This window comes from Marinobacter nauticus ATCC 49840 (assembly GCF_000284615.1).
Taxonomy (GTDB): Bacteria; Pseudomonadota; Gammaproteobacteria; order Pseudomonadales; family Oleiphilaceae; genus Marinobacter; species Marinobacter nauticus.
Window position 1 is genome coordinate 2606821 of record NC_017067.1, and the last position, 23647, is coordinate 2630467.

The following is a 23647-nucleotide window of genomic DNA, read 5'->3' on the forward strand; positions in this document are numbered from 1 at the left end:
AAGTTTATGCTCGGCCATGAAGCATCACTGGGCCCTCAAATTTCTCGACGATCCTCTTCGCTATATACTCCATCTTCGGATCGCCCTCGTTCAAAAACTGTTCCATCAATTCGTCCCGCCAACTAGGTACTCCAATTTTGTCGTTGGTCAACTGCCTTTTGGAATATCTATTCTCAATAGAAATCTCGTCCGTACCCAAATAACACAAAAGAAAGGCAGCCTGCCTCCGGAGATCTTCATCAGGGTAACGATACATCTTTTTTGAAATCATCTGTTCATAATGCTCTCGAGACTCTGGGTAATTCAAACAAATAGGATAATCATGTTTCCCAAAATAGGAGGTCATAATAACTGGAATGCCTTGTGCTGTGAGCTCGACACCACTAGACCCGTTATAAAGAAGAGCAAGATCTAAGTATGGCGCAAGAGCATGACCATTTATCTCCTTATGGTCTAACAATTTTACGTTGTCGCCCACCTGAACAGAAATCAGATCATGAAAGCCTTCAACCAAATCTAAAGCAATCTCAGGCTTCAGCTCATGTGGATGAGGCTTGACCAATAAAACCACATCATCAAGCTCCGAACATATCGAAACAGTATGATTGATCCAGTCAGCCATATCGCTATGGGCAGGACCGCCGTCATAGGGGACATTCAAGTCGACGGGTACCTTTCCAAACGCACATACTATTCGTTTACCACTCGCCTTCATTGTCTTAAGATATTCGATCAACTGAACTGCGGACGCATCTGAGTCGGACCCAACCCGATTTACGTTAATCAAAGCATCGGCCTTCTGCATATACTCTGGATTATCTCTATTCTTTTCATACCAAGGGACAAACTGATCGGCACGGGCCATAAACGGCGCACGGATATCTTTATGAAGGGTCATGTCAGTAACACACATTGTATTCGCATACTTGCTACCTAAATTAGAAAAGTACGCTTCATAAGCAACATTGCAATTCACGTAGGATAGCTTTTCATCATCCTTATTAATCGCATAATCTCTAAATATAGAAAACGGAGTTACGTGGGAGTTACCGCTAACAAATACGACCGGCATATTGTTATCTTTAACAATTTCCCTGTAAATTCTTTCACAAACACTAAGACAGAGATCCGATCTGTCCAGCATATTTCTTAGCTGCTCATCCACCTTCCGAACATTTATATCAACGTAAAAACGTCTAACATAGGTAGATAATCTTTCGTAAAAACCTTGATAAAAATTAATACCTTGACAGGAAATGACTTTATTTTCCCAATCAACGGTCCAGTCGTATTGCCTTGAACTAGGCCTTAAATTTAACGGGATAACCCCTTGAAACTTATCAATAAATTCAATACCAGTTGAGTCATGCTCCACCATACCCTGAGTTAGACAAACAACAGCATAACCGTGCTTTTTACACTGAATTAAAGCCGGAGTCATCATAGCCAACGTATTAAAGCAAGTCTGCGAGGCAAGAAAAATCACACCTTTTGGAAATTTTGGTTGAGATACGCTATTTAAGTACCGACTGCTATTTCTAAGAAAACTCAGTTTTTCAATCTCGGTACGAATAGCGTTTTTTCTGGCAACGGTACCCGGAAGGGCTAACATTCTCTGATACTCATGTATCGAACGTTCAAACTGGCCAATCTCTCGATAAAACCTGGACTTCAAATTAATAACACGATCAGTATCGCCAAACTCATCCACTAGTCGAGACAAATAAGCCTGAGCGGTTTTGCTTTTGCCTAGACCTCGCGCAATCAGAAAACTAAAGCGTAGGCGCTCAGCTTCATCAAAAATTTGGAAATCAAGCTTAGATAAAAGCCGATCCGCAAATATGAAGGCGTTATTTTTTAAAAGAGCATCGATTACGATACCCCAATGCTTTTTTCTCTGTGAGAGGATTACAAAAAGACTACTACGCTCGTTAAAACTTAGTTCCTTATCTGATGTATCTCCAGCAATCTCAAAAAGGGCGAGCAGATTCGTAATCGACAATTTCAGAGATTCAAAGTCTCCTGCACCTATCGCAGTCAACATGCCATTAAGATAGGCATCGCTGAACGACATGTATCTATTAGACAAAGCAGACTTCAAGCAACCAAGAAGAATTACCAATATTTCTTGGCGCTTCTGGTGATTCCTTTCCGACCTCGATGGCCCCTGCCGTATAATTGACAAAACTTGAAGTAGCCAGTCGGGACTTGGATTAAGCCGTCCGATCTTACGAATCTGCTCTTCTAAACGATTAGAGTCCAGATATAACTCTAATCCTTCATATTCTCTTAATGATTGCTCAAGTCGCTTCACAGCATGACCAAGAATATCATACTGGATATTCAATGAAAGGCACGTAATATAGTGTTTTAAGAAATCGAAATAATTATCACCTCTTACCGCCTTGCCTTCAACGTATGGAATAAGATTTGGAATTTCCCCCAAAACTCTACCGTTTGAATTCCTGAGAGCAATTGATAAAGCATAAAAAAACTCAGAAAGCTCTCTAAAATCAACTAGCGCAGATGATTTAACATCACTTAGGATATTATCCAAGCAGTAACCTGTAACCAACCGCAGAAGATCATAATTCGCGCTCTTAATCAGCAAATGACTCAAATGAGGATATTCTGAAAAAATCAGCTTTGACTCATTTAAATCTTTGACATCATCTTCGTTTAGGCTTGCATAATTATCGCTTCTCTCAATTCTTGCAAGCAACTCAAAACTTAGGCCTAGATACTTATCAAAACTCAGCGTCTCACAATAGAGCTTGTTACCAGAAAGGGAAAAATAATCATTATCTTTGAGAGATTCAACTATAAAATATCCCGCAATATCAAAAAAACTACACTTTCGTCGACTCTTGGGATGAATATACACGGGATATTTAAGATAAGCCGCAGCCACCAACTGTTCAATAGACCGACTTTTATTTCGCCGACGAAGTTTTACACGGTCGTCTGTGAGCCCCCAATTAGAATAAAATGGAGCGCCTAGCGTTGTAACCTTCAAGCCATATATAAGAGCCTCAAATCCAGAGAGTGAAGTAATTGTGTAAACATGATCAGATACGGAAAACAACTCATACAAACTGACTGAAGGTGGCACTACGTGACATAAATCCTTATACCCTCTTTCCTTCCCAATTCGCTTTCTTATCCCGGACCAATAATCGGGATGAGGTCTAAATAGCACTCTCGCATTAGGATTTTCTTTTCGAGCCAACTTCACGAGATCATAATTAGAAGCAACAGATGCTTTTCCTTTTAATAAAGAAGCATCATCCTCGACTTGGCCAATTACCAGGATAGTTTTTTCACCTGTAGGGTTCTGACGAAGCCTCTCCATATAAGGGTCTGGATCATAGTATTTTGTCAACCGTCCTGACCTAATCAAACTAGCTACAACACCCGCTTCTTTAAGAAGCTCAGGTGCACTTAACTCTTCTGGATCGTTTATAATTTCCTCTAAACGAGAAGGCCTGCTCGCGTCAAAATATATACCAAGATCATCCACACACAACGAGGCTGGCCTAGTATGCAACACGCCAGATCCAATTGATCTCAAAAAGCCGTCTTCTATCCGGCTTACTTGAATTTTTTTCTTTTTTGATTTAGAGAAGTAAGTATTTTTTGGAAAGGTTTTCGGATACTTATTTCCCCAACAAAAAATCTTCAAATGGTAGTGTTCGGGGAGTTTGGATATGAACTCCCTTTCCACTCGCCTCATGGAAGCTTTCCCAAGCACAAAGGCACTTTTATACTCCGGGAAAAGCTCGCTTATAACCTGCCTCTTCCAAGGACTAAAACCAAAGAATAAAGCTACCACTTTTACATCGTTATCTTTCCATTGTTGGCCGTATAGCTCTACCGGAAGCTCAAGCTGGCTTTGCTTTCCAAAGATCAGCTTCAATCTATTCTTATAATTAGAAAACTTTAAATACTTTCTGTCAAAAAACTTCACAGGCTTACCTTGTAGGATAATTGATGGATATTTTCTATCGCAATACTTTTTTAAAATTTTCGTTAGTAGAGATCAACGAAATATTATTTAGATCGTATATTATTCTTTGATTGATTGAAGCGATATTGAACTTACTTCTCGCAATCTTCACGCTTTCATAACTCATTAGTGTAATTGAGCTCGGATCGAGAACGAATTTCAAGATCGCTTGATTAAGCTCTCGTTGGTTATGTGCTGACACTAAGTAGCCATTCCTTCCGTCTTCTACAGTAGCTTTGCACCCTGGCATATTTGTCGTGATCACTGGGCGTCCCATTGCGAGTGCTTCTTGGGCACTTCGTGGTACGCCCTCCCTGTAGTAACTGGGCAACACAAATACGCTACTTCTCGCAAGCCAAGGCCTTACATCTTTTACTGGCCCGGGATAGGTAATAATCCCGTCCTCCACAAGCTGCTCAAGCTGGGGCCGAGTGATTGCCCCACGGTTATTATCTACAGCCCCTACAATGATGAATTCGGTATTGGGGTATAGCGGCTTTATAGCTTTTGCAGCCTCAATAAAGTATTCGATGCCTTTTTCTTTCAGCAAACGGCCGACAAAGATAAATCGTATTGGATCTGTGCTTGGTGGGGTGTAACAGTAGCGGTCCAGATCTACTCCGATACCGTTAATCACAACTGGCTCTGGCTTGCGCACACCAAAGCTGAGCAATGAACGCTTATCGTCTTCGTTAAGGACTATAATATGATTCGCCAAAGGCAAGGACATCCGAAACAGACACTTCATAACCCATGCCACGACCTTTTTCTTCCAACTTTGGCCATTGGGTCCTACGGTAAAAACGCGGCCTAGCCCCTCAATTTTGGCCACCCTTGTTGGAACCTTAGCGAGGTATGCGGCAACGGTTCCATAGATGGCGGGCTTGGAAAAATAGCAATAGCTAAGATCAATTCGGTGGGCTCGAAACAATCGATATAACTGGTAACCGGAAGCTAATTCTGCGAACGGATTAAGGCTGAATTGCCCCATACGGTAAGCCACTGGCGTCGCACCGATCTCCCTGATCTGTTGCGAACTCTGTTCCGTATAATCCGTTGCAAAGGCGAATACCTCGTGCCCCTGTTTGACAAGGTCTTTGATGAGTTCGCCCCGGAACCCGAGCATTGTCTCAGCCAGAGTACCAACAATCGCTATGCGTTTTGGTTCCGGCGTAGCCCTGAAGTGTGCAATGCCTATGGCGCTCTCCTTATTATCCCAACCGCCCGCCTTGCGCTCCGTTTCAACAACCGTCTCCAGCCTTGCACCCATGATCGTTCCCTCACCTTCTGTCGCTGAATTTCATTCAACACTTGCTCAGGTGTTATGGGCATACCTGATTCCAGGCTTACGTAGAATGGATACTGAATCAGGACTGCGTGCGCCAATTCTGATAAATGTAGTTCGCGATTACGCCGGCTGCTTACCTTATCCTCAGTAAGCCCCCAGCCTGCATAAAAGGGTAAACCGTAACAGGTTACCGGTTTGTGTCTGATTAACGCTTCGAAGCCGGCCAGCGAGGTGAGGGTGTGTACTTCATCAACCTGTTCCAACATTGGTCCAATGGCGGCGTTTATGACAATCTCATTGGCGTAATCAGACGCTGCCGCTTCGCCTTCTCCAACACGTCTGGCACCGGCCACGACATCCGGGTGGGGCTTATAAACGATCCAAGCGGTTGGATTTTGTTGCCGTACTTGCTGCAGAAGGCCGAGGTTAGTTCGAATTTCCCCGCAACCATATTCAATTGAGGCGTCCGTCTCTACCTGCCCCGGCACGAGGATAACCTTCTCTTTTCCCACTGGCGCTCGCCAATCGTCCCCGTTGAGATTATATTTGCTAATGTTCCTGTTTCGGATGTCCTGGAGCAGCCGTTCGGCACGAGCTCTTTCACTATCCGTAAAATGATGGGAGGCAAGGAGTGTTGCCAGCCTTGATTCGCCTCGTGCACTGAAGTAAAGGTGCTCAAAGTCGGCGACCCAGGACAACGGCTGCTGAAACTCCGCGCCCAGCCCTACGGATCTAAGAAACCCGTCTTCCAACCGCACCAAAGTGATGTCCTGGCCCTCGCCAGGCATCAGGCGCTGCCCCCAAACAACGGCGACCTGGCGGTCTGGGACTTTCTCTACCCTATTAACGTGGGTGATACTGGCCCCTTGCAGGAACCGGTGAAGCGCCGGCCGCCAGTGCCAATTAAAACCCACCGCGTAGACGTGGTTCGGGATATTGTATGCTTGGCAGAAATCGCTCCAGGTAAATGGAGCTTGCTCAGATAGCATCAATCTCGGTGGTCCCTGATCACCGCAATCACAAGCTGTCCTATCGTGGCGAAAAGAAGGGCAAAAACCGTCACCACCGCTATATTGTATAAGCGTTCCGGTTTCTCTGGATACTGAGCCAGGGTGGGGTACTCTAAAATTGAGACCTGTTTGAGTTTACGGGCCGCTTCTACTCGAGTGCTTTCTAAGGAGGTCAGTGCGCTTGAGTAAAGATCCAAGGCAAATTTCGCTTTCAGCTGAAGAGTTTCATATTCCGCAGAAACCCGATTAAGAGCGTTTCCTCCAGTCGTAGCCAGCTTTGCTTTTTCAATTTCAATCTGTTGTGCCAGGGCGTCCGCCTCGGACTGCATTCGCCTAACGGTAGGCGATTGAATACTTTGATAGGTTTTCTGTGACTTGATTTGTGCCCTCAACACCGCCAACTCGGCTTCCAAGCGAGAAACCGTTGAGAAAATTGCTTCAACAGTCTGGGTGGGGGCTACCAGTCCTTTTTCATTCTGATAGTGCAGCAAAGCTTCCCTTGCAGAAAGCAAACGTTCTTCAAGAGTCTGCACTTGTTTATCGATGAAGGCGACCTGCTCCTGTGCCAATCGCTGGCCCATCAAGTTCATGTGTCGCTCCCCCTCGTCAAGAAGGGCCTGTGTTATTGCTTGGGCAGTTTCTGGATCGTAAGCCTGAACCTCAATCCGTAACACTTTCGAATAATCATCGAACGTGATGGCCACGCGCTTATTCATATAGTCGTGAAAAGCTTCAATTGGCACATCCGCAGACTCCAACCGGGACCACCGATCAATCTCAGGATTCGAGTAATGTTCTCTTAGATTCATACTTCCTTGCAGTTTTTGTAGCATCGAGACCGACTGCAAATGCTCCCTCAGAAGCAATAAATCCCCCGATCCCGATGTTCCTGACAGAATGGAAGATACGTTAAGGCCGCTGGGAATAATCTCAGGGCTCTGCAACACGATGTGGGCTCTTGATACATAGCGGTCTGAGGCCAGGAACCCCCAATAGACAACGACAGTAAGAATAACCAAACCAGCAACAATCCAGGTCGGATTACGCTTCAGAAATCGACTCATTTACCAATGCTCTTGTGATAGCTTTTGATGGCTTCGTGCACGTCGTCGAACCAGACGGCTTCACCATCATTGATCCATATTCCGGCCTGACACAGGTCTTTCAGAATACCGGTTTGATGAGACACCATGATCAAGCTGGACTTACCAACCCGATCATGGAATGCTTTTTTCGCTTTCTCTTTGAACGAAGCGTCACCTACGGCTGTCGCCTCATCTGAGATATAGACGTCAAAGTTGAACGCAAACGACAAACCAAATGCCAGACGGCTTTTCATACCAGAGGAATAGGTCTTCACTGGTTGGTCAAATGCCTTTCCAATCTCCGCAAACTCCTGAACCTGTTCAATGATCTCAGGGATGCGGTGCCCTCCGCCTTGCACTCGTGCTACAAACTTGACGTTCTGGCGGCCCGTCATGGAACCCTGCAAGCCTCCGCCAAGGCCTATCGGCCATGATATTCTGCAATTCTTTTCAACTGTCCCCCGGTCAGGAGTATCCATCCCACCGATGATTCTCAGCAGAGTAGATTTGCCTGCTCCGTTTTTACCAACGAGGCCAACACTTACGTTGCGGGGAATGGTGAAGCTGACGTCCCGAAGCACCCAATCTCCACCGAACGGACCGTGATATCGTTTGTATACATTCCGAACATCAATCACTTGGCAATCAACCTGGCTTTAAACCGTATGTGCAATAGAAACCCGAGGGTAATACTCGTGGTTGTCCAGCCGAGAAGATAGACGTAGCTAACACCCTCAACAGCTCGGTAGCCCTCAAAATAGGCGAGCCTGATGAGTTCCACTGCGTGAAGCATGGGGTTATACAGCAGGTATTTCTGGAGGTCGTGGGGAAAGTATTGAACGGGAATCATCACCCCGGAAAGGAAATAGAGGGGAAACATGGCCATTTTGATAAACTTAGATGCCTCCTGCGCGGCGGTTACCACAGTAGAAAAGACCAAGGCAACGCCCATTCCGAATGCAAAGACCGTAAACCACACAACCAGTGCTCCCAGCGGCCGACCTGGGGTCATGTCGTAACCCAGCAACTTCAAGCCCAAAAGCAACATCAATACGACCAGGGAACTCAGGACTCCCTCCAAAGAACAGCGCACCAGAACCGTGTCTATGGGTAGCACCTGTCGATAGGCAAACAGGGCCTTATTGGCATTCACCGCTTCCATACCCCGATTGACCTGATTGCGGAACAGAATGAAGAGTGTGATACCGATAATAAGCCAAGGAATAAACTCGGCACCGGGTATCACCCTTACCCGTCCCAGAAGCGTCCGTACCCAAACCAGCAAGGCAACATGAGCAATTGGCTCAGCCAGTAGCCACAGCCAGGCAATACGATCTGCACTCAGACGGGCTACCGCCTCACGAAGGAATAGCCCCTCCCAGACATTCAGAGTAATACGCAACGGTGTTCGGGTACCGAGTGTCGTCACTACAGATCCAGCGCCACTTTTGTTGCTACAGCAATCTGATAGAGAATCTGGGTAACCGTAGACGCAATCTGCAGATTCTTGGTCTCTACCTTCGGTAGGACCAGTATCTGATCCCCCGGCAGGAGCTGCACCTCACCCGCGTCCCTTACCTCACCATTCTGGCGGGCAATCAGAATATGGTCAGGGTTGGCATGCTGGCTGAAGCCGCCGGCTGCATCAATGTAATCGCGAGCGCTGCGGCCCGGGATATACACCAGGGATTGCGGAATATAGACCTCACCGGACACGAGGATGGCATCCGTGCGCTGTGGTAGCGTAATGGTGTCGCCATCCTGCAGCCGCACATCTACCAGCTTCCCTTGGTGGGCCACCACCAGGCGTCCATTGGGCTCCACCTTGCGGGCTTCTTCCACGAAGCGAGAGATCAATTCCGCCTCCTGTACCCGGATGGCAGATTCTTCTGCAGTGGATGATGAGGCACCAAGGTAGGTGGTCTCCAGCCGGCGCAGGCTGTCGTTCAGAGCTTCCTTCTGGCGTTCAGCCACGGTTTCCCGGCGCAGCGAGATGCTTTCCCAGGCGGTTTCTTCCGGGTTGATGGCAATTTCGTTCAGCAATTCGTGAAGCGATGTGCCTTTGGGTACCACATAGTAAGATTTGCCCAGGTAGGCGCCCTCTAACTGAACCACAAGATTCTGGGAGCGCTGATCAGCCAGAAACAGGACTTCATCGCCGTTGGCGAGTTCAGCAGATTCAAAACGCTCAAGAGGTAAATATTCGGAATAAGGCGCAGTACCGCGCTTTCCACGAATCAGGGCGTGGGAAACACCGGGACGCAACGGCGCCAGCTCACTAAGCATGGAGCCTGTAAGAGGGCCTGGGGATAGTTCGAAAAGATAGGGTTTGCTGACATCTCCCAATGCGGTGATGGCGGGGCCACGCTTTTCAACCAGCAGGGTGTCGCCTTCCTGCAACTGTGGGTGGTTCAGCGTGCCTTGAAGTAGAAAATCGTATAGATCGATCCGGGCGATAACTTCGCCATTTCTGCTCAGTTTGATGTCCCGATAGCTACCCAGCTCCTCATCTATACCAGAGGCCTGATCCAGCAGGTAAAGGATAGAATCACTAGGCACACCCACATACCGGCCCGGTTTGTTGACGTAGCCAGTCACGAATACCGAGACGGGCTGAACGCCCTGCAGGTTGGTGTAAACATTCACATTGTCCGGATAGACACGGCGCACAGCACTTTTCACAACGGAATCCAGCTGGCTATGGCTGACTCCCTCGACCTGAACGGGGCCGACCGCAGGAATGAATATGTTGCCTTGTGCGTCTACCGGGAGCACTCGATCCATCTCGACAGCGCCCCAAAGGCGAAGCGTTACCTGGTCGCCCGGCAGAACGCGGTAGTCTGGATTGAGCCCGTCTGAACGTAAGCCTCGAAAGCCACCGGCGAACAGCTCCGCACCGAAAGGCTGCAGCTCCTCTTGCTGTTGTTCCGTCAGTATCGGGCCGTAAGTACCCGTAGACCTCAGGGTTCTAGCTTGGCGTTCCTGGTCTGCGGTATCTGCTTCGGAAGGGCCACTGCCCGCGTTTTCCGTTGCCGCCTGGATTTGAGGCATCAGGCGCTCACGCTGGCTTGCGGGTATATCACCGATGCTTTGAGCGCTCACACCCACACTCACTATGGAAGTGACTACAAATAACAACGCCGTCACCACGGAGGCAAAATGACGAGTGATCATTGCACACCTCCGATTTCCTGGTCTTGAACCGCCTCTTGTTCTGCAGTGTAAGACCGGGTTACTCCCCAGTTGCCTTCAGGGTACTCGCATACCGTTGCGGGCAGATTCCCTTCCGAACCTACGATGCTGGTAATAAAGCAGGATTTACCGGTAGCAGAGAAGTACCGCTCGCCGACCCGTAGCTGTGCATTCTCGCCCCACGGCGAAGCTCCCAGCTTTACGGTCTCTCCGGTTCTGGCGTTATCGATCTGCTGAGAATGCTGGTCTGAAAGGAAGGTTACAGTGTTTTTGGTGTTTAACCACTGCGGAACTGGAATCGTTTTAGCCGTGTTGATCTGCCCACTGCTCGCACAACCGGCTAATACAGCAACGAAGGCCATCAGCGGAGCGGTCTTCACTGCGGCTTTCGCTTGGTGATGTCTATTCATTCAATCTTGCCTGAATTATCAGAATCCATAAGACCACCGCGCAGAGAGAGACCACTGGTCCAACTCTCGCGAGCGTACTGCAATTTTATCTTCTGCGATCTGGCCAGAGAGCCTGACCTTACCGTATTCCGTCCCAAACTCCCAAAAGCCGCCGAACAACATGACAGCCTGATCTCTTGAGGAATAGAAGTATGTTACGTCCGAATCTGGCACAGTAACTCTGGAAGGGGGATTGCCAGTAAAATCAACATAACTGACAGAAGCGCCGATGGTATTGCCATCCGACAGAAAATCGAAATAGCCCAGAGTGAGAATCTGGCTGTCTGAGTCAATGCTTGCGGCGAGGTTACGGCCCTTGTAGCGGTAGCCCGTGCGATAAACCCGGTGTTCGTACGCTATGTCTTCCATCGGCGAACCAAACAGGTTATCAGCCAACGTGTCTGCTCCCTCCAGATACCAACGCTGCTCCCTGCCCCACAAGCTGGTGGTTGCATCTGCGCCTAATAGCCAGGATTTCCGGGACGGAAAGCCGCCCGCCTCGTCTTCGCCCATCATCTGGCCGTAAATCGAGGCGGTTTGCTCGCCTATTTCAAAGCCGTATCTAACGTCCACTGCCCCGAGCTGATTGCTCGGGTCCTCGGCGGCATCCCTTGGGTTGTCATTACCAGCAAAGGCATCCCAGAACGTAGAGAAAGAGGCAGACCGGCCATCCCCGCCAAAAATAAATGTGCGTGTAAGGCCGATATCCAGCCCTTCGATCGGTCTGAATGTTCCGCGAAATCCAACCAGGAGTGGATCGGCCACTTCACGCTCACCTTCAAGCTGGCTCACGGTGGCGGTGATTTGCCAGGGACCGAGCCAGGATAGCCAGGGCGTTTCAAATGGCGTTTCACGATGGCGGCTTAACCAAACGCCAGGTGCAGGCCGAGCATTATTCGAAAGAATCAGACTGCTCTGCCAACCTGGTCCCCACCATCTTTCCACGGCGCCTGCCCCCAGGACCCAGTTGCCCGGAAACAGAGCCAGGTAACTACCATCGAGGCGGGCTGCATCGTCGTCGCTTGGATTGGCAACCAGTTGCGCATTGATTCCTGCAGCCCACCAGTTAGCATCATACTCCGCCCTGGCTGCAAGCATGCCTTCCTGAGACTCCGCGCTGGCGTAGTCGGTAATAAACTCGTTCTCTGTGCTGCCCGAGATCGCCAAACCAGCAGACAGGCCGTTATTGCGAGCCATGCCAACAGAGTCTTTCATAACTGGCCAGGTCGTAACGGTATGGTTCAAAGAACCTGAATCCGCTCGTTTCTGGAGTTGATGGCGCTCATAAGCATCGCCAACGGTTGTCCACGGTGCAGCATCGACTGTGCTAACGCTAAGGCACGCTACCGCCCCACCGACCAGGGCCCAGTGTTTTGAGGTCATAGGATTTGATTTTCTTAGGACAAGGATAGAACGGCTACAACGGGAGAGAAGTTCCCAACAGCTTCCTTGTCTGGGAATGAATGAAGTATTTCAAAAGCGTGACGATTCTACGGCATGGGGTATGACACGCAAGTGACAAAAAGTCTGACACTTCAACAATCAGGGCGTTATGGCAGTAAACATTTGTTAAATATTAGAAAGTGCAGCTAATCAGGTCACATTTTCGCCATCAGGCTTTTCAGGATCTGATGACGGAAACAGGCACCTTTACTTGCTGCTGCTTCTGCATAAACGAAATCAGCACAATCGCGCGCTCTTCACCATCATAGGCCTGAAAAATTGCGCTAATACCTTTAAACGGCCCATCATCCAGCTCTATGGGCTGGCCCGGCTTGATGCCGCCCTGCTCTGCCACCTTATCCATACTGCTTTTAATGTGGGCGATCACTTCATCGTCAATCGGTGCTGGCCGGTTGGCAAAGCTGACAATGCGCAACACTCCCCGGGTGGACCGGAGCTTTGCCCACATCGGGTCGGTTTGCTCCAGGTTCACAAATACGTACCCCGGAAACAGGGGCTCCAGTTTTCTGGTGCGTTTACCTGCCTTGATCTTCTCCACCTCGATTTTCGGGTAGAAGCAGGCGATATCCTGATTCTGCAGGTGCTGGACCGCCCGGTCGCCCTGGGCCGGCTTGTGTTGTAGTGCGTACCAGGTCATGGGTTAGAAATACCAGTTTCCCGCGGCAATGAAATTAGGGTTCAGGATGTTTTCTTTTCCGTAAACCAAGGGCTGGCCCTCCGGCGTTTGCACCTTCCCCCCTGCGGCGACGAGCACCGCGTGGGCGGCTGCGGTATCCCACTCGCTGGTCGGGCCCATTCGCGGATAAATATCAGCATGACCCTCGGCAATTCGGCAGAATTTCAGGGAGCTGCCAGCCTGGACGGTTTCGTGTGCGCCGAGGGTGTCGATAAAGGCGCGGGTCTCTTCATTCAGGTGGTTTTTGCTGGCCACCACCCGCAACGTGTCTTTGGGTTCTGCCACCCGTATGCGGTGCACCCTGCCAGTGCGGTCCCGCATGTGAGCACCCTCACCCTTGATGCCCCAGAAAGCTTCTTTCAGGGCCGGAGCGGTGACCACGCCCATTACAGGCTCGCCGTCCTCAATCATCGCGATGTTGACGGTGAATTCGCCCGTGCGCTGGGTAAAATCCTTGGTGCCATCGATGGGGTCAATCAGCCAGAATCGCCGCCACTTCTTACGCTCTTCCCATGGAATTTCCGCGCCCTCTTCCGAGAGTATTGGAATATCCCGGCTGATTTGGCGCAGCCCCTTAACAATGATGTCGTGGCTGGCAATGTCTGCAGCGGTGATTGGTGAGTGATCTTCCTTATAATTTACTTTGAAATCAGACTGGTAGATATGCAGCACTTTTTCGCTGGCTTCATCAGCAATTTTGATCACATCTGGCAGTATGGAGCTGTAGTGCATCAGATCTCTACCTCTTCGAACAAATCCGGTACCTCGGCATCCCATCCGAACTTTTCCGAGATGCGCTTGCGCATGGTATCACTGGCTACCGCTTCGCCGTGAGTCACATACACCTTTTCGGGCTTCAAGGTACCTTGTTCCAGCCAGTGCAGGATTTCCCGATAGTCGCCATGAGCACTCATGGAATCCATATTATGGATCTCTGCTTTGACCGGCCAGTACTCACCGTGAATCTTGACCGACTCGGCGCCATGCACCAAGACATCGCCGCGTGTACCGGGTGCCTGGAAGCCGGCAAAGACAACGCTGTTTCTGGGATTTGGCAGCAGGGTTTTAAGGTGGTGCAACACCCGGCCGCCCGAGGCCATTCCACTGGCTGAGATGATCACGCAGGGATATCTCACGGCGTCCAGCTCAATGGATTCCTCGACGGTGCGAACGAACTCTGTTTTGTCGTCGATCAGCTCGCACTGGGCGCCGTTAAGCTTGTGCTCTTTGTGATGTTTGCAGAAAATTTCCGTGGCTTTGATGGCCATGGGGCTGTTGAGATACACCGGCAGTTTGGGAATTCGCCCCTGCCCCATCAGTTTGTGCACAACGTACAACAACATCTGGGCCCGGCCAACGGCGAAAGCGGGCATCAATACGATCCCGCCGCGGCCCGCGGTTTTAGTGATAATCTCCTCCAGATCCTTTTCTGGATCGGTTTCACCATGGGTGCGGTCGCCGTAGGTAGATTCACACACCAAAACATCGGCATGACTGATGGGCTCTGGTGGGCGCATGATGATGTCGTCCTGGCGCCCGACATCGCCACTGAACACCACGGTGCGGGATGAACTCTTGTGCGTAACGTGCACGCAGGAGGAGCCCAGGATATGCCCGGCCGGGGTGAACTGAACCTCAAAACCCCTCACCGGCTCGAACTTCTCGTGGTAGTGCAACGATTCAAAGTGTTTCAGAGCTTCCCAGGCGTCTTTTTCGGTAAACAGAGGTTCCGGTTTTTCGTGCTTTGAGAACTTTTTCCGGAAGGCGTACTTGGCATCCTCTTCCTGCAGGAACCCGGCATCTGGCAGCAGTACTTTGCAGAGCTCATGAGTGGCTTTGGTGCAGTAGATCTTGCCTTTAAACCCGTTCTTGACCAACGCAGGAAGGTAGCCGGAATGGTCAATGTGCGCGTGGGTAAGCACCACCGCATCGATAGTTGAAGGATCTACCGGAAACTTGGCCCAGTTTCGGCGGCGCAGGGTTTTCACGCCCTGGTACATGCCACAATCCACCAGCATGCGGTGATTGTCGTCGGAAAGCAGATAACGGGAGCCGGTGACGGTGCCTGTACCACCGAGGAAGCGGAGTTTCATAGGCGCGTAAGTCCTTGTCTGGTTGGCGATAGACAAAGCTTAACGCAAAAACCGTGGGTGAGTGAGGGGCTATGGACCGGAATTTACACACCCTCAAGACGGAACACCGCCCGATTCGCGTTTTTTTGATCTTTGGCAAGATCAGTTGCTGGCCCCCCGATTATTCTCTGGCCTTTCCGAAGAAGTAGGTGGCTTATGCTGGGTAGTTCGCACTTGAGGAAACTGATGATCGTCGTAGGCTTGGCGGCCGGTCCAGTGGTTTCAGCCAGCCCTGCCGACGATGCAATGTCACAACTGAACGCCATCATGGCCGATGACGCCAAGCGCCAGGCCAGCTACGAGGCCGGTCACGAGCGCATCCGCTTCTGTGGCTATTGTCACGGTGAGGACGGCAACAGCAAGCGCGAGTACATACCCAACCTGGCCGCCCAACATCCGCTCTACCTGTTCAACCAGTTCGAGAAATTCCGCGACGGTACCCGTGAGGACTATGTGATGTCCAAGCTGGCGAAAACACTGTCATTGGAGGAGCGAATTAATATTGCGGTTTATTACAGCCAGCAAACGGCGAAGCCCCGCACCGGCAGCGACCCGACCAAGGCTGACGCTGTCGAAAAATTGTTTGCTGTGCGCTGCGCCGGTTGCCACGGTGACAAGGCACAAGGTTTCAGGGATATGCCCCGTCTGGCCGGCCAACCGGCTGAATATCTTGGGATTGCCCTTAGACGGTTCAAGGAGATGGACCCGACCAAACACAGTACGCCGATGATTGGGGTGGCTGGAGTTTTGTCGGAGGTGCAGATCGAGGCATTAACCTCTTACCTGACCCGCCAATAAGCCCTTCTATCAGATCTCAGTGCAACCGGGAGGCAGCAGGCGAGACTGCCAGTTTGGCGCAGCGGTTCTGTCTATAACGCAAGCCCAGGCACCACCAATGCTCCGCTCGTATCGAATCACGATGCCCGCCAAATTTGGGTGAGCATTGCCGCCCATGGTCACCTCGATATGACCAGAACCGTCAGGGTTAACCGCTGCAATTTCAATTGCGGAGCTTCCAACCGTCAAAGCGGATGGAGAGTAACCCAAGGTTTCATTGTTGACCGGCGTGGAAGCAGAGAGGTTCGCCTCAAACGCCGATCGGTACGACGCAAGCTCCGCCGCAGCACGATTGATTTGGGATTTCATGGTGTTAGCCTGAAGAAAAGGCAGAGACACAGCCGCAAGAATGCCAATAACGGCAACAACAATCATCAATTCTATCAGGGTAAAACCGTCGCTATTCCGAACCATGACCATGCCTCACTCTATGCATCTTGGCATTTAGTAAGGCAAAAAACAGGCCATCAGCGTCAACTCCACAGGGCGCTAATTTCAGCTTCCCACGTCATTGCGCGGGAAATAGCCATGCAACCAGAATCGGGGAAGAGCTCGCTCCCTCAAGACTTGGTAATAATAGGACTCGTCCTCTCTCATATCGAGATAATAATTCTTCACCTCAACCGCCCAGGCACCCCAGAGCAAAAAGACAAGCGTGGCGATTACGGCCGCCTGAAGGGCTTTTCTCAAGGGTCGCGAGGCATCGTTCTTATATCTCTTCCCCTTAAGGGTACCCGGAACAATAAAACCCAAAAAAACAGGCATGATCAACAGCCCCACTAGCATCGAGCCAGGTGCGATAAAGACCGCTGATACGCCCGCATGAATCAAGGCACCCACAACAGAAGCCAACAGGGCTGCAAGAACAACCGCCTCGGTTGAACCTGCACTCGACTTTATGACTTTGCAGCGAGCGTAGAGAAACGAAGCAACTTGAAAAACCACCCAGAACAATATCAGAACAAGCAGCCACCCATACTCAGCAGCCCACATAAGGTACATGTTGTGCGGATGGCCAAACTTTTTGCTCTCAGCATAAGATGACGTCAAAAGATCGTGAGTCAGCCAAGACTGGGGCCCCATTCCAAAAGGAAATCTCTGCAGGCTCATTTGCCACGCTTCGATAAACAACGGCGCTCTGCCCGAGCTCCCCTGACTAATGGTTCGCAATTCCAGCTCCCCGAAAACCAGAATTGGCACAAGCAGCGACAATACAAACCAGAAGAAGCCACCAAGCACAAGGTAGACCAGGAATTGCTTCAACCATGGCCAACACTGGCGACCAATGATTACGCTCGCGACAACGACACCCACGGCCACACCCAGCGCAGATCCACGAGATGCCGACAGGAAGACAATCCACCACCATAGCCCAGCACCAACGGCAACAAGCACTCGCCAAAGCCGATGGTTTGCATAAGGACCCACCAACACAGCTAAGGGAAAGACAGGGAGAAGCCACGTCGCCACATGGCTCCAATAGCGAATATTGACAAATCCCCAGGGAATCAGATCAGAGAGTTCGGAATAGCTACCAGCCAGGGCAAACAGGTAAACATTCAGCGACATTGCACCGTAGAGAAAACAGACTGCAGCCGTTATAACAACAAGTGCCTCAAGGCACTTCATGGTGACATCTGATTGGGCCAGAGCGATACCGCCCAGAATGACGGCGGCAAAATAGAATGAGTACAGGCCGGGCTCGACATAGGCGTAGGGCTGCTGGACAAAAGCCAGCGAAAGCACTGGAAAGCCAATAATCAGCAGAACAAACGGCAAGGCCAGCACAAAGGCTGGTTTGAACCAAACACCTCTGGAGATCAACAAATAGGTAGAGACAACCGTAATGCCCCCCAGCCAGGCCACCAAAAGAAATCGTTGGTCTGCGTACGACCCCGCAGAGCTTGATAGAAAATCGGCAAGAAGAACCACGAGCAATGTAGTCGCCGCGAAGGCAACTGTGGCTATCACCCTAACCTGAACTGTCCTCAAAACAATCTCGCCTCCCAATAAAAAAGCCCAAAGCATTTGCTTTGGGCTTTTAGTCTACCGCATTGACAACTGGTGATCGTTGCGGTGTCTCAGCTATGCGATCTTCGCATTAGGAAGCCGGGCAACCTGCAGGTGCGTAGCTGTCCTTCCAACCGTTGTTGGTAGTTGGCGGAGTAACAACACAGTTGTACGCGCCTTGCAAAGTACGGGTAACTGTAATAGTTGCGCCACGAACCGCTGCAGATGCATCAGTGCCCATAACAACGTTCCAGGACATGTTAGCTGCCGCCGGGTTGTTGATGGTCAGACCGTAATCAGGAGCGTTTGCTGCGCCAGTACCGTTTTCTACGAGGTTAGAACCAGTCCAGCCAATACCGATGGTGCGAGGATCAGTTGTCAGATCGTCTTCAGTACCGATCTGGCCACCATTATTGAAGATGCTTTCCGCGTTGGATTTCAGAGCATTAACCTCGCCCACCAGACGAGAAACCTGGGTACGAGCGGTGTAGTCCTGGTACTGAGGAATAGCAACAGCCGCCAGGATACCGATGATCGCTACAACGATCATCAGTTCGATCAGGGTAAAACCCTTCTGAGCGTGATTCATTTTGATTTCTTGCATGTTATCGACCTCTAGAGTTGTCGTTTTGCGTGTTACAGCTCCGGGGGCTGTGGAGCAAGGCCCCGCATCCGCTTTGAGCTGCTCTTAGCAAAGCATGCGGCGTGCCAATTGTCATATAATGCAAAAAAGTCACTCTTGGTCAGCGTGTTATGAGCTTATGTGAACCAGGTCACGAACTCGCAGGTGCGCCGCGCTCAGTCCAGGTGTGACGTTTTTTGTCACCCTTGCAGCGAATTTTAGACACGAACCCTATTGCGACATGTCTCTCCATGTTGCGCCAACTCTTTTGACAGCACCTTTCCAAACCATTCCGCTCCATCTAAACTCTCCATCGTTGAATACGACATTCAGTCACTTAGACGATTCTTCTCAGAGCATTTATGGCGACCAATAACAGAAACGTGACACTGACAGGACTTGCACGCCGCTTCGTAGACGACGGCCTGCTGGATGAAGAAACAGCAAAGGATGCATTTCTCCAGGCCTCCCAGAACCGCATTCCACTGATCACCTATCTGACACAGAATCAGCTGGCTGACAGTTCCAAGCTCGCCTTCTCAGCGGCGATGGAATTTGGCGTTTCCGTAATGGATCTTGATGCGTTTCTGCCTGAGATGATGCCTGAGAAGGTTGTCGACGAAAAACTACTCCGCAAACACAACGCCCTGCCGCTCTACAAACGCGGGAATCGCCTGTTTATCGCGGTGTCGGACCCCACGAACATTCAGGCCCTGGACGAGATCAAGTTCAATACTGGCCTGAGCACCGATGCCATCCTCGTAGACGACGCCAAGCTACGGGCTGCCATCGATCGCTATCTGGAATCCCATGATTCCACCATGGGCGACCTTGAAGATGCAGACCTCGAGGGAGTTGAGACGGAGAGCGGCGATCACGAAGATGACGACGGTTCCGTATCGACAACCGAAGTTGACGATGCCCCGATCGTTAAGTATGTGAACAAAATGCTGCTGGACGCTATCCGTGGTGGCGCCTCCGATATTCACTTCGAGCCTTATGAAAAAGCGTACCGGGTTCGATACCGTACAGACGGCATTCTTAAAGAAGTATCCCGCCCTTCCATCAAGCTGGCACCGAAGATTTCAGCGCGGGTGAAGATCATGGCGCAACTGGATATTTCTGAGCGCCGAGTCCCCCAGGACGGCCGGATAAAGCTGAAGTTATCCAAAACCAAAGCCATCGACTTCCGGGTGAACACCCTCCCGACCCTGTGGGGAGAGAAGATTGTTCTGCGGATTCTGGATCCCAGCCAGGCCCAGCTCGGGATTGACGTGCTGGGCTACGAAGAAGACCAGAAGGAAATGTATCTTGAGGCGCTCGAGCAGCCTCAGGGCATGATCCTGGTAACTGGCCCGACCGGATCTGGTAAGACGGTATCACTCTACACCGGCCTTAATATTCTGAACACCACCGAGCGGAATATATCGACCGCTGAGGATCCGGCGGAGATCAACCTTGAGGGTATCAACCAGGTAAACGTCAACACCAAGGTAGGCCTTGGGTTTGCCGAGGCCTTGCGCGCATTCCTGCGTCAGGATCCGGACGTCATCATGGTGGGTGAGATCCGGGACCTTGAAACTGCAAACATCGCCATCAAAGCCGCACAGACCGGTCACCTGGTTCTATCTACACTGCACACCAACAGCGCCGCCGAGACGCTGACCCGGATGATGAACATGGGCGTGCCTGCCTTTAACATCGCAACGTCGGTTAGCCTGATCATCGCCCAACGACTTGGCCGAAGACTGTGCAACAGTTGCAAGCAACCCTCAGACGTCCCTCAGGACGTGCTTTTGAAGGAAGGGTTCACACAAGAACAAATTGATACAGGCTTCACGTTGTACCGCCCCAAGGGCTGTGATAAATGCAATGGTGGATATAAGGGCCGCGTCGGTATTTACGAGGTGGTCCGCATTACCGATGAACTGGCAAACATGATTATGGAAGAAGCCAGCTCCATTAAAATTGCAAAGCAGGCTCAGGCAGAAGGCTTCCGAAATCTCAGGCAGTCGGCTCTTATGAAGGTGATTCAGGGAGTGACCAGCCTTGAGGAAGCCAATCGCGTGACGAAGGATTAAGCATGGCAGAAAAAGCGCAGAAGCTGGAATCGTATGTTTGGGAAGGAAAAGACCGCAAAGGCAACAAAGCCAAGGGCGAACTGACTGGATCAAACCTGGCCCTGGTTAAGGCCCAGTTGAGAAAACAGGGCATTATTCCGGACAAGGTAAAGAAAAAGCCCAAACCACTCTTTGGTGGCAAAAAGAAAATCACACCGTTCGACATTGCGATGCTGACCCGCCAGCTCGCAACGATGATGAAGGCTGGCGTACCTCTGGTGCAGAGCTTCGACATCGTTGCCGACGGCCTTGAGAACAAGGGTCTGCAAGAACTGGTGATGAGCATTCGCAACGACATTTCGTCTGGTACGGGTTTCGCTTCTGCGCTGCGCAAACACCCAAGACACTTTGACGATCTTTATTGCAACCTGGTGGAGTCCGGCGAGAAAGCCGGTGCTCTGGAGCAGATGCTGGACCGAATTGCCACGTATCTCGAGAAAACTGAGCTGCTCAAAAAGAAAGTGAAAAAGGCGATGACTTACCCCATTGCCGTTATTGTGGTTGCCATTGTCGTAACCGCCATTTTGCTTGTTAAGGTTGTCCCCCAGTTCGAAAGCCTGTTCCAGGGTTTTGGCGCAGAACTGCCGGTGTTCACGCAGATGGTGGTGGGACTCTCCGAATGGATGCAATCCTGGTGGTTTGTCGTTTTGCTTGGCATTGTAGGCGTTATCTTTTCATTCAAAGAGGCAAAACGCCGCTCGCCAAAGTTTTCGGATTTTGTCGACAAGTACACACTCAAGTTGCCCGTTGTGGGTGAAATTCTCGATAAATCCGCCGTCGCGAAGTTTGGCCGGGTGCTTTCCACTACCTTTGCTGCCGGTGTCCCCCTTGTTGATGCGCTGGATTCGGTAGCCGGTGCGACGGGCAATGCGGTATATCGCGATGCGGTTATGCGCATCAAAAATGATGTTTCAAGCGGTACCCAACTCCAGGCATCAATGCGTCAGCAAGACGTCTTCCCCGTTATGGCCGTCCAGCTGACAGCCATCGGCGAAGAGTCCGGTAACCTGGACGAAATGCTCGGCAAGGTTGCGGAGCATTACGAAGCTGTTGTTGACGATATGGTGGACAACCTCACCGCCTTGATGGAACCCATGATCATGTCGGTTCTCGGCGTGTTGGTTGGCGGTCTCATCGTCGCGATGTACCTCCCCATCTTCCAGATGGGCCAGGTCGTCGGCTGATTTCCACCGGCATACCCCCTCTCCTGCAGGGAGAGGGGGGCAAAAAAAACGATAAACCAGAGTCTTTGAATGCTCCCCCTAGAAACCATCCTGTCCACTCCCTGGCTTCTCTATCTGGTCGTCATTTTCGTCTCTCTCTGCGTCGGTAGTTTTCTGAACGTTGTCATCCTTCGCCTGCCCAAAATGATGAAGCAGGAATGGCGCTGCCAGTGCGAGGAGTTTCTGGAAGTGCCGGAGGGCGACCGCAAGTCAGATGAGCGGATAACTCTTTCAAAGCCGGCCTCCACCTGCCCGTCCTGCGGCCACAAAATTCGTGCCTGGGAGAACATTCCGGTCATAAGTTGGCTAATGCTTGGTGGCAAATGCTCTTCGTGCAAAACACGTATTTCGCCGCGTTACCCCATCATTGAAGCACTGACTGCGGTTTTTTCCGTTGTAACGGTTTATCTGTTGGGGCCATCCGAGTCCGCACTCTGGGCGTTGCTGATGGTCTGGGCGCTGGTGGCGCTGACCATGATCGATTTCGACACCCAGCTCCTGCCAGACGGCATCACCCTGCCCCTGATGTGGCTTGGCCTGGTGCTTAACTCTTTTGGAGTGGTGACGGATTTTGGCAGTGCTTTCTGGGGCGCCGTGGCAGGTTACCTCTCGCTCTGGAGCGTGTACTGGTTGTTCAAGCTGGCCACCGGCAAGGAAGGCATGGGGCACGGGGACTTCAAGCTGTTAGCGGCGCTGGGGGCCTGGCTGGGCTGGCAGCTGCTGCCTGCGGTGATTCTGCTCTCTTCTCTGGTGGGCGCGATAGTGGGCATCAGTCTGATGGTATTCCGCAAACACGGGCGTGAAGTGCCGATTCCTTTCGGCCCTTACCTGGCCGCTGCAGGCTTACTCTCGTTGTGGTTTGGGCCTGAAATCCAGGCCATATGGTTCGGGTACCTAGGAGTCTGAATGTCCCCCTATTCGGTTATCGGCCTCACCGGAGGTATTGGCTCCGGAAAATCCACCGTTGCACGCATGTTTGGTGCTCTCGGCGTGCATTGGGTGGATGCTGACGATGTCGCCCGACAGGTCGTGGAACCAGGCACACAAGCCCTCAGGGCCATCGCTGATCACTTCGGCGAGAGCATTCTTCAGGGTAACGGCGAACTGGACCGTGCTGCCCTGCGTCAGAAAGTATTTGAGGATCTGGAACAACGACGCTGGCTGGAAGGCCTGTTGCATCCCATTATCCGCCAGGAACTGATCCGCCAGTTATCACCCGAGGATTACAATCTGCCCTATGTGATGCTGGTCTCTCCCCTGCTTCTGGAGACCAACCAGCACGAACTGGTGGAGCGGATTGTTGTGGTGGATGTACCGGAAGAAACTCAGATTGACCGCACCATGGAGAGAGACGGGAATAGCCGCGAACAGGTGGAGCGGATACTCGCCGCCCAAATGCCCAGAGCCGCCCGCCGCGAAAAAGCCGATGCGATTATCAACAATGCGCAGCCGCTGGAGCGTGTGGAAGCTTCAGTACAGGCTCTGCACCAACGTTTTCTGGCGGATTTCAGCCAAGGAGCATAGTCTGATCCG

Annotated in this window: 20 protein-coding genes; 5 read left to right on the forward strand and 15 right to left on the reverse strand. The window is 51.0% G+C overall.

The window, feature by feature from the left end:
- Positions 1-4: 4 nt before the first annotated feature.
- The 12 genes from MARHY_RS18395 to MARHY_RS12200 form a co-directional block, all read right to left on the reverse strand.
- Positions 5-3967, reverse strand: coding sequence for a capsular polysaccharide export protein, LipB/KpsS family (locus tag MARHY_RS18395; RefSeq protein ID WP_014422065.1), 3963 nt, complete (start codon positions 3965-3967; stop codon positions 5-7).
- A gap of 34 nt (positions 3968-4001) precedes the next feature.
- Positions 4002-5276, reverse strand: a complete 1275-nt coding sequence (locus MARHY_RS12150) for a glycosyltransferase family 4 protein (protein ID WP_014422066.1) — start codon at positions 5274-5276, stop codon at positions 4002-4004.
- Positions 5201-6283, reverse strand: a complete 1083-nt coding sequence (locus tag MARHY_RS12155) for a capsular polysaccharide export protein, LipB/KpsS family (protein WP_050999012.1) — start codon at positions 6281-6283, stop codon at positions 5201-5203. Before MARHY_RS12155 ends, MARHY_RS12150 begins: the two co-directional genes overlap by 76 nt.
- Positions 6283-7368 carry a KpsE/RkpR family capsule polysaccharide export protein gene (locus MARHY_RS12160; RefSeq protein WP_014422068.1) on the reverse strand — a complete coding sequence of 362 codons (1086 nt, stop codon included), beginning with the start codon at positions 7366-7368 and terminating at the stop codon, positions 6283-6285. The genes MARHY_RS12155 and MARHY_RS12160 overlap by 1 nt, the downstream gene beginning before the upstream one ends.
- The gene (locus tag MARHY_RS12165; protein ID WP_226374330.1) at positions 7365-7970 is read right to left on the reverse strand and encodes an ABC transporter ATP-binding protein; all 606 of its coding nucleotides are present in this window, start codon (positions 7968-7970) and stop codon (positions 7365-7367) included. Before MARHY_RS12165 ends, MARHY_RS12160 begins: the two co-directional genes overlap by 4 nt.
- Before the next feature lie 53 nt (positions 7971-8023).
- Complete coding sequence (locus tag MARHY_RS12170; RefSeq protein ID WP_014422070.1) at positions 8024-8818, reverse strand: ABC transporter permease; 795 nt, start codon at positions 8816-8818, stop codon at positions 8024-8026.
- Positions 8818-10563, reverse strand: coding sequence for a polysaccharide biosynthesis/export family protein (locus MARHY_RS12175; protein ID WP_014422071.1), 1746 nt, complete (start codon positions 10561-10563; stop codon positions 8818-8820). The genes MARHY_RS12170 and MARHY_RS12175 overlap by 1 nt, the downstream gene beginning before the upstream one ends.
- A complete protein-coding gene (locus MARHY_RS12180; protein WP_014422072.1) occupies positions 10560-10991 on the reverse strand; it encodes an RT0821/Lpp0805 family surface protein in 432 nt (143 codons plus the stop codon). The genes MARHY_RS12175 and MARHY_RS12180 overlap by 4 nt, the downstream gene beginning before the upstream one ends.
- 18 nt (positions 10992-11009) lie before the next feature.
- On the reverse strand, positions 11010-12413 hold the full coding sequence (locus MARHY_RS12185) for a capsule assembly Wzi family protein (protein WP_014422073.1): 1404 nt from the start codon (positions 12411-12413) through the stop codon (positions 11010-11012).
- Between the two features lie 238 nt (positions 12414-12651).
- Positions 12652-13131, reverse strand: coding sequence for a transcription/translation regulatory transformer protein RfaH (gene rfaH, locus MARHY_RS12190; RefSeq protein WP_014422074.1), 480 nt, complete (start codon positions 13129-13131; stop codon positions 12652-12654).
- Positions 13132-13134: 3 nt separating this feature from the next.
- The gene (cysQ, locus tag MARHY_RS12195; RefSeq protein ID WP_014422075.1) at positions 13135-13902 is read right to left on the reverse strand and encodes a 3'(2'),5'-bisphosphate nucleotidase CysQ; all 768 of its coding nucleotides are present in this window, start codon (positions 13900-13902) and stop codon (positions 13135-13137) included.
- Positions 13902-15263, reverse strand: coding sequence for an MBL fold metallo-hydrolase (locus MARHY_RS12200; protein ID WP_014422076.1), 1362 nt, complete (start codon positions 15261-15263; stop codon positions 13902-13904). Before MARHY_RS12200 ends, cysQ begins: the two co-directional genes overlap by 1 nt.
- 225 nt (positions 15264-15488) lie before the next feature.
- Between MARHY_RS12200 and MARHY_RS12205 the strand changes: the two genes are divergently transcribed.
- Positions 15489-16100: a c-type cytochrome gene (locus MARHY_RS12205; protein WP_014422077.1), complete on the forward strand. Its 612-nt coding sequence runs from the start codon at positions 15489-15491 to the stop codon at positions 16098-16100.
- Positions 16101-16109: 9 nt separating this feature from the next.
- On the opposite strand, the gene MARHY_RS12210 is transcribed toward MARHY_RS12205, so the two are convergent.
- The 3 genes from MARHY_RS12210 to MARHY_RS12220 form a co-directional block, all read right to left on the reverse strand.
- Complete coding sequence (locus MARHY_RS12210; protein WP_014422078.1) at positions 16110-16559, reverse strand: pilin; 450 nt, start codon at positions 16557-16559, stop codon at positions 16110-16112.
- Between the two features lie 75 nt (positions 16560-16634).
- Positions 16635-18110 carry an O-antigen ligase family protein gene (locus tag MARHY_RS12215; protein ID WP_158011890.1) on the reverse strand — a complete coding sequence of 492 codons (1476 nt, stop codon included), beginning with the start codon at positions 18108-18110 and terminating at the stop codon, positions 16635-16637.
- 130 nt (positions 18111-18240) lie between these two features.
- On the reverse strand, positions 18241-18738 hold the full coding sequence (locus MARHY_RS12220) for a pilin (protein WP_041655568.1): 498 nt from the start codon (positions 18736-18738) through the stop codon (positions 18241-18243).
- A 395-nt stretch (positions 18739-19133) separates the two neighbouring features.
- On the opposite strand from MARHY_RS12220, the gene pilB reads away from it, so the two are divergent.
- The 4 genes from pilB (at position 19134) to coaE (ending at position 23638) form a co-directional block, all read left to right on the forward strand.
- The gene (pilB, locus tag MARHY_RS12225; RefSeq protein WP_014422081.1) at positions 19134-20852 is read left to right on the forward strand and encodes a type IV-A pilus assembly ATPase PilB; all 1719 of its coding nucleotides are present in this window, start codon (positions 19134-19136) and stop codon (positions 20850-20852) included.
- Between the two features lie 2 nt (positions 20853-20854).
- Complete coding sequence (locus MARHY_RS12230) at positions 20855-22075, forward strand: type II secretion system F family protein (RefSeq protein ID WP_014422082.1); 1221 nt, start codon at positions 20855-20857, stop codon at positions 22073-22075.
- A 69-nt stretch (positions 22076-22144) separates the two neighbouring features.
- On the forward strand, positions 22145-23020 hold the full coding sequence (locus tag MARHY_RS12235) for a prepilin peptidase (protein ID WP_014422083.1): 876 nt from the start codon (positions 22145-22147) through the stop codon (positions 23018-23020).
- Entirely contained in the window at positions 23021-23638 is a 618-nt protein-coding gene (gene coaE / locus MARHY_RS12240) for a dephospho-CoA kinase (RefSeq protein ID WP_014422084.1), read from the forward strand.
- Positions 23639-23647: the final 9 nt, after the last annotated feature.